This is a genomic window from Bradyrhizobium sp. (assembly GCF_019244115.1).
In the GTDB taxonomy this organism is placed as follows: domain Bacteria; phylum Pseudomonadota; class Alphaproteobacteria; order Rhizobiales; family Xanthobacteraceae; genus Bradyrhizobium.
Genome location: NZ_JAFATE010000255.1, coordinates 1 through 7,796 on the forward strand (window position 1 = coordinate 1; position 7,796 = coordinate 7,796).

Genomic DNA, 7,796 nt, shown 5'->3' on the forward strand with positions numbered 1-7,796 from the left:
GGCATTCCCTGCGCGATGGTTTTAACGCTTATGGCGCGCTCTCCCTGGGAACCGGGCTTTCTTGCTCCCATCGCCCGCGAGATCATCACCTCGCGAGCTTGGCCTCAGCGTCGGGAGGCCAGGACCACGCGCTTTTGCGTCCGCATCAGTGCCGTTCGTCCGCACGAAGATCGTGCGCGTCGCCAACGCGTCCATCGCATCCCGCGCTCCACGTATCGTGACGATCGGCCGAAACGCCCCTCCTGAGCGAGGCGGGATGCCGCGACAATAATTCTGTTTTTCGTAATCTGTCAAGTGAAATTCCCACACGGCCTACAACTTATCGAAAAAGCGTTGAGTTACCTCACGAATTTCTGTTTTTCCAGAGCGCTATTTGGCACCATTGTCCGCGTTAGCCAGGGAGTCGAGGGAACGAAATGAGCTTGTCCGGACGAATCACTTCCTACGGTTGAGCGAGGGCCGCCCGAACTGATCCCACGCGGAGCAAAGCGGTGTGTGGGCAGGTTGCGCTGCAAGCAACCATTGACTCCAATCTCAACTTGACATTGCATGATGAGCTAAGGGACCGCGCCGTGACTTAGCTCTGATCGATATTTCGAGTAGACTGGGTGGGCTTTGCGCAGGGCCAACCAGGGCAACCACTACAAACGGGAAGCTAGGCCTCTAGGTTAATGCAAGTTCTTCGACCAAACAAAGATCGGCGGCTTAAGCGTCTTTTAGAAGTCGGCCTTTTTCCCAGAGAGCTTCCGCCGCCATTCGTTTCAGGGGATCTCGCTCGTCACAGGAGCCATCTTAAAAAGAAGTGGCCGACGAACGAACTGAAACAGTTTTTCAGTGATCCTGAATTCCTCTCAGTGCCACGATATGGTCGGGCGCGACGACGGCTTTCTATCGTGAATCCTATCAATCACTTTAAGATTTCCGAACTGATCTCCAGCGAGTGGAAGGAGATCAGAGACTTTCTCAAGAAGTCTAAGATCTCTGAATTTAAGCCAATATTTGATATGAGCGGCGAGAGAACATTCTTTCAGATCGACTTTGACTTGATAGAACGGAGGACGGTTGAGCTGCTTTCGAAATACCGATCCTGTTTGAAAACGGACATATCTAGGTACTATCATACGATTTACACCCACTCGATACCCTGGGCGCTTCATACGAAGGCGTACTGCAAAGCAAACTATACACAATCTGCATTCAAGGCGACTCTCGGCGACCGACTAGATAAGGCAATTAGAGACTGTCAGGGCCGTCAAACAATCGGAATACCGGTTGGCCCTGATACGTCGCGCGTGATTGGCGAAATCATTGGTGTCGCGATCGAACAAGAGATTGCCAAACAACTCCTGTCGGCGGACGAACGGTCAATTCGATATGTTGACGACATTCATATCGCCTTCGATGAGCGCGATAGCGTCGACGGTCTACTCGGAATAATCACGAAAGCGTTCTCTCATTTTGAGCTCGATATAAACATCGAAAAGACGTCCTTACTGGGAGTTGGAGAGGTCGTCAGACCCGAGTGGATCGCAGCCCTCTCGAACTTCCGCGTCTCGGCGCAAGCGGATCGTCAACAGGCCGACGTCGAGCACTATTTCAAGACGGCTTTGTTTCTCTCAGAAGAAAACAATCGCGACCAAGTTCTGGTCTACGCCATCAAGCGCAGTCGCTCGTTCCGAATCGTCGAAGCAGTGTTCGCCTATTATGTAACATTTTTGCTACGGTTATGCCGGAAGGACTCGTCGTGCCTTCCGGCGGTGGTCCAAATATTGGTTGAATCAAACCATCTTGGCAAAGTACTCGATCGAAGCCTAATCCAAAAGTTCATAGTCGATATCATTCGATTCAACGCTCCGATACATAATTATTTCGAGGTTAGCTGGGTACTATTCCTAGCAAAGGCGCTAAGGGTTGTTTTGAAGAACAGCGATTTGAAGGATGTCTTCGGCGCCGAAAGCTCCGTTTGCGCTTTGCTCTTGATGGATCTGAACTCAAGGAAATTGATCGATGGAGGTATCGATACAAGCTACTGGCAGACCATCTACGGGAAAGATGGCCTAAGATCGAATATGTGGTTGTTTGTGTATGAGGCGACATTGAAGAAGTGGATTGCTCCAGCAAGTCCATGTTTTGTAGATTCGCATCCCTTGTTTGGGGTGATGCTGAGGAGGAAGGTTAGCTTCTATGATGTCGAGAAGAACGTACACACAACGAAGCGCGAATTAACACTTCAGCGGCTACAGCAACTTCTAACTCGCAGGATATTCCAAAACGTCGAACGATATTTCTAACTGTTTTTAGCGGCAGTGGCGTTATCAGGAACTCACGCAGCGACATGCAGGGCTCTTTCATCGACCGCCCAATCGTCCCCGATGTCGCTTCGCTCGTTTAGGCCCTGTCGCAGATGTTGCCTTCTCGCGAGCTTTCCGCCATCGCTGGTCGAGCTACGGCGGAGAGGTCGGCGGCGCTTGCTCCTCCGCACGAACCAATTGTTAAGACCCCGTCCGCGCTGATTTGCGCGATTGCGATTCGTTCTTTGAGAACGGAATGGTGTCGGATGCAGAACAAGACGAGGAGCAATCATCCGCGGCGCAAGTGAGTGGAGAATCGCGCCCATTCGCGCCGATTCGGGCTTCGGCAGCCGCTACCGACCAGATAAACCCCAGATCAAGGCTGCGTCATCCAATAGATGGAGATGTTGATCGGCAGGATCCGTGGGATTGCCCAGCATCGATCGAATGCCCGTCAGATATGCGCGGATGGCGTCTCGTTGCTTGTCGGAGAGACCATCCCAGAACTCCGTCCACTCCTTTCTTTCGGTGCGACGTTTCCTGCCGGCCGGCAGCAGACACTCGAGGGCCCAATCGATGTAACCGGTGTCGTGGAGGACGCCAACCAACAGCGACGGCAAGTAGTAACGAAAGGTGTCCGGGTCGAGATAGATCCGCGCAAGCCAGGCGGGCGCGCCCATCATCGTCCAGTCCCGCATCGTGACGTCAATCCAAGGCCGGTTCGCCAGTCTCTTCTGAAGCTCGTCGGGGATGTCGCCAGGAGGCTGCTCAGCGCCAGCCCTCCAGAAAAATTCAGGCAGTGGCTCGACGGGAAAGCTCGCGCGCAGGAGTTCACAGAGTTGATCGGCTGTCATCGGGGGAAGGCTTTCGTGCTCTGCTTATTCTAGCTACGCTTGCATCCCGGTGCGAACTAATCGTTAAGACCCCTTCGGCGTCGATTCGCGCGATTGCGATTCGTTCTTTGAGAACGGAATGGTGTCGGATGCAGAACAAGATGAAAAGCAGTCATGCGTGGCGCGGCAAGCGGCCCGCGCGACTGCGGCAGATCGCCCGCGTGAGCGCATGCGATACGCGGCCGCCGTCATCCTGCAAATCGTCCCGGATGTCGCTCCAGCTTTCCTTGCGAACCGATTGTTAAGACCCCATCCACGTCGATTCGAGCGATTGCGATTCGTTCTTCGAGAACGGAATGAAGTCGGATGCAGAACAAGATGAGGGCAAGTCACGCGCAGCCCGTAGGATGGGTTGAGCGAAGCGATACCCATCGAGCCTGTGCAGCCAAAGTGATGGGTTTCGCTACGCTCTACCCATCCTACAATTTTGCTGGCGTGGAAACGCATCTGTCAATGAAGACGAAAGGCGGCTCGCGCGGAACCGCCCTTTGAATTTCAGTCGCAGTAGGCTGGCCGACCATAAACCTGGTCGAACACACAATGCGCAGCGCCGTCGTATGGCACGGGCGCAGGCGGCCGCGGCGGCTCTTCCGCATAAGTGAAATCGGACGGGTCAATGTAGGCTCGGCGCGTCGGATATGCCGAGCGATATCCTTCATAGTAGGTCGGCGCTCCGTATGCCGGTCCCGGTGCCAGATAACGCGGCGCGTATGCGGGCGCGTGGGGTGCATAGTAGGTGGGACCAGGCGCCCCATAAGCCGGATACCCGCTTTCGGTCCCCACACGAACGTGCGCAGACGCGATATAAACGCCTCCCGGCGCCACGTAGACAGATTGCGGAAAGTCGCCCGCGGAAGCTTGCGATGACCACAGAGCGCCAAGTGCAAGGACCAAAATGCCGTATCTCATGGTGACAGTACTCCTGCGATACAACTCTGCCCCTCGCGAAGTTTACTGATCATTAACCAAAGAACCAAACCTTTACTGCGCGCGCGTGTGTCCCATTTTCGAACAACATCACTCTTCGGCCTCATGCAAGACGCGCGTCCGTCCATCGTTGCCAGCGCGCGATGCAATGAGGTTCGATCGGAGCCGTACGAGAGGTACGCTCCCTCGCCCCGCTTGCGGGAGAGGGTTGGGGTGAGGGGGAGTCTCCAGGCACTGCGCTCGTGCAGAGCCCCTCACCCGCATCGCTGACGCGAGGCGACCTCTCCCCGCAAGCGGGGAGAGGTGAACCGTTTGCGCGGCCAGACGATCAATAAATTTCATCGCGCACCAGCGCGGCTACACACCCACCGACCACGCCGTCACGCTTTAACTTCGCGAGTCTGGAATTCCTTGCAGCCTCATTTTCAACCCGAACGCAAGGAACATGCGGCCTGCGCGCGACGTGCCGCGTCCTACCACCAGCGCGGCTGCATCGGTTGATAGTATTGGCCAGCGCGCGGACGCATGGTGCCTGGTTGCGGGCGTTGGAAGAAGAAGAAGCCGCCGCCGTTGTTGCCCCATTCGTCGCCGCTTGCGACGGGGACATCGACCGTCGGCCGCCGCGTGACAAAGCCGCCCTGCGGCTGGTTGTTCAGCACTGCGACGAACTCGGTGCGGTAGTTGGTCTCGCTGCTCAGCGGCTCGTCCGAGACGATGATCGAGGATCGCGGCACGGCGGTCGGCGCGATGCGATCGAGCACATCCTTGGGGATGGTGATGCGGTCGAGCGCGTTCTTGGGGTCGTCGCCGTTGTCGATCGTGACCACGGTCCAGCGCAGACCCCCGCCACTCTGCGCCATGGCCGTGAACACATGGGTGCCGAGCGGCCGGTCGGGATTGCTGATCGTGACGGGAACCTCGATGGTCGCATCGAACACCTCGCCCCCGTCCGGCCATGGCTTGTGCGTATTGCGCCGCACGTAAAGTTTTTGTGTCGCGCGGCTGATGTAGACCGAGACCGGCTCGAGCAGGAGCTTCGCCTCGCGCGCCGCCTTGGCGGTGTCGGCCTTCCTGGCCTGCGCCGCTTTGGCGGCGTCCTTCGCGGCGGGCGCGGCATCGAACTTCGACGTCGCATCGGCCTTGGCGGCATCGAGCTGCGTCGTAGCTTCCGCGGCCTTGAGGGCGGCCTTCTGCTTCGCCTCCTCGGCCCGCGCCTTGGCCTGATCCGTCTTTGCGGCGGCGAGCACCTTGTCGGCGAACGCGAGCGCGGCGTCTGCGCGCCTCTTGAGCTCCTCCAGCTTGCGCAGCGACGCCGTGAGCAATGCGGCCTCGCGCGCCGCCGTCGCAGCGGCTTGCTTCGCCTCCTCGGCGGTCCGCGCGGCTTCCTCGGCCTCGCGGGCGAGCGTCTCGGCCCGCGCCGGAGCCGCCGCGAGAGCCTGTGCGTTCGGCACGAACAGCGTGGGATGGGAAAACGCGACCGGGGCCGCGTCATCAGGCGAGATGATCACCCGCATCCCGATCCACGTCTTGTAGAACAGCTTCTCCGCAAAGTCGTAAGGCATCCGCACGCAGCCATGCGAGGCGGCATAGCCGGGCAGCGGCCCACCATGCAGCGCGAGGCCGTTCCAGGTGATGCGCTGCATGTTCGGCATCCAGGCATCGTCATAGAGGGTCGAGTGGTGGTCCTGATCCTTCTCGATGACGGCGAAGACGCCGGCTGGCGTCTCGCGTCCCGCAATGCCGGTCGACACCGGGGCGCGAAAAATCCAGCCCTCGGCGTCGTAGAACGTGACCTGCTGGGTCTTGATCGACACGATCGCCATGATCGGCTCGCCGGCTTCGCGCGGCGCCGTCGCCTCGCTGGCTTGCGCGGGGCGCGCCTGTTTCGCCGCGGCGCCCGTGGTCAGCCCTGAAAGCAGCGCCATCGCCGCGAGCGTCACAATGGCGGGAACCCGCCTGCTCGTCATCGCCACGGTGGATCGCGCCGTCATGAATCGATTTACCATGCCATGTCCCTGGTTGGCCCCGTCCGCGCGTGCCTCGATCAGATCGACGACCAGCTTAGTTGACTGACCCTGACACGGCTAGGCCGCCCGATGTCGCTGTTGGACCCAAATCGGACGTCTGAAATATGGCAAGCAGAACACGTGCGACACGCCGATGCCATGCTCCTGCAAATCGTCCCGGATGTTGCTCATCCGCTCTATGCTTGCAGCTTCCTCGTGCGAACCAATTGTTAAGATCCCTTTGACGTCGATTTGCGCGATTGCGATTCGTCCTTCGAGAACGGAATGGCGTCGGATGCAGAACAAGATGGGGCGGAAATCTTGAACGGGGCAGCAGGTGGAGAACTGGCGCGGCTCGCCAGAGGTGACCCCTTCCATTCCGCCCGAGAAGGACTATTCTCTCCTTGATGACAAAACTCCTTGATCAAGCCGTTGCGGCCGCACGTAGCCTGCCATCAGAGACACAGGACGATATCGCGCGTGTCGTCCTTCAGCTTGCGGGCGCAGACGATGCGCCTCCTGTGGCGCTTTCCGCCGATGAGCAGGCCGCGATCTCGGCATCGAAAGAGGCCGCGGCGCGCGGCGAGTTCGCAACGGATGCACAGGTCCGGGCGACCTGGGCCAAGCACGGCCTGTGAAACTCCGCTACACGCTCCCGGCGATCGCTGATCTCGATTCGATTCTCGCCGGCCTGACCTAAAGTCCACCCCGCGCCATGAACAGCGCGAGCGCCTCGCGGTCCTCATCCGATATCGATAGCCCGAGCTTGGTCCGCCGCCACAAGACGTCGTCGGGAAAGCGCGCCCATTCGCGCGTCATCAGATGGCGCACTTCCGCGGCGCTGAGGTCGGGTCCGAAATACGGACCGAGCTCGGCGCGGTTTTTGGCGTCGCCCAAAACCTCCGGCAGGCGCGTGCCGTAGGCGGCGAACAAACGATGCGCCTCACCCTCGGTCAAAAAGCGCCAGCGCCAGCGCGCGCGCTCGACCTGCTCCTCGAACCTATTCCATTCGAAGTCGCCGCCCGGCAGCGGCGCCGTCGCGGTCCAGCGCGGCGTCATCGGGTAGAACGGCGAGAGCGTGGCGACAGCGTGCTCCGCGCGCGCCCGTGCCGATGTGACTTCGCCGCCGAACATCGTGATCAGCGGCGCCTGGCGCCGGCGGCGGTCGAGCCGCACGGCGGCGACCTCCATCCCGTCCTCGCTGGCCGGTCCCACCACCATGTTCGCGCCGGCAACCGTTTTGACGACGTCGGAGGAGCCGATCTGCTCGCGGAAATAACGGTTGGCGGCCTGGCAGAGATAGGCGACATCGGCGGCGGCCGTCGTGACTACGGCGGGATCGCCCTTGAAGGCATGGCCCGTGGTGCCGATCAGCGTGAAATCGCGCTCGTAGGGACTGGCGAAGATCAGCCGCTGATCGCGGTTCTGAAAGACGTAGACATTGTCGGTCTCGAACAGCCGCCGCACCACGATCTGGCTCATCTGATGGATGCGCGCCACCGGCAGCGGCATGCGCAGCACGGTCTCGGCGACCTGCGCGGTCCACCCTCCGCTCGCATTGGCCAGCGCCCGCGAGGTGACGACGCGGCGATGGCCGCGGTCGATCACTGCGAGCCGCCACTGTTCGGTGCGGTCGGCGCGCACGCAGCGCGCACCGGTGCAAATGTCGGCGCCGCGCT

5 protein-coding genes are annotated in these 7,796 nt (G+C 59.8%); 2 read left to right on the forward strand and 3 right to left on the reverse strand.

The genetic code is table 11. The features are described 5' to 3' along the window. The first annotated feature begins 893 nt into the window (after nt 1–893). Nucleotides 894–2,291 carry an RNA-directed DNA polymerase gene (locus tag JOZ76_RS11565; RefSeq protein ID WP_291698760.1) on the forward strand — a complete coding sequence of 466 codons (1,398 nt, stop codon included), beginning with the start codon at nt 894–896 and terminating at the stop codon, nt 2,289–2,291. Nucleotides 2,292–2,644: 353 nt separating this feature from the next. Here the strand turns inward: JOZ76_RS11565 and JOZ76_RS11570 are convergent, their stop codons facing one another. Then, complete coding sequence (locus JOZ76_RS11570) at nt 2,645–3,145, reverse strand: DUF6714 family protein (RefSeq protein ID WP_291698761.1); 501 nt, start codon at nt 3,143–3,145, stop codon at nt 2,645–2,647. A gap of 1,439 nt (nt 3,146–4,584) precedes the next feature. Further along, nucleotides 4,585–6,117, reverse strand: a complete 1,533-nt coding sequence (locus JOZ76_RS11575) for a L,D-transpeptidase (RefSeq protein ID WP_291698762.1) — start codon at nt 6,115–6,117, stop codon at nt 4,585–4,587. A gap of 407 nt (nt 6,118–6,524) precedes the next feature. Between JOZ76_RS11575 and JOZ76_RS11580 the strand changes: the two genes are divergently transcribed. Then, nucleotides 6,525–6,755: a hypothetical protein gene (locus tag JOZ76_RS11580; RefSeq protein ID WP_291698763.1), complete on the forward strand. Its 231-nt coding sequence runs from the start codon at nt 6,525–6,527 to the stop codon at nt 6,753–6,755. 58 nt (nt 6,756–6,813) lie between these two features. On the opposite strand, the gene JOZ76_RS11585 is transcribed toward JOZ76_RS11580, so the two are convergent. Further along, nucleotides 6,814–7,796 (reverse strand): glycerol-3-phosphate dehydrogenase (locus JOZ76_RS11585; protein WP_291698764.1); only part of this gene is annotated, 983 nt, incomplete at its 5' end.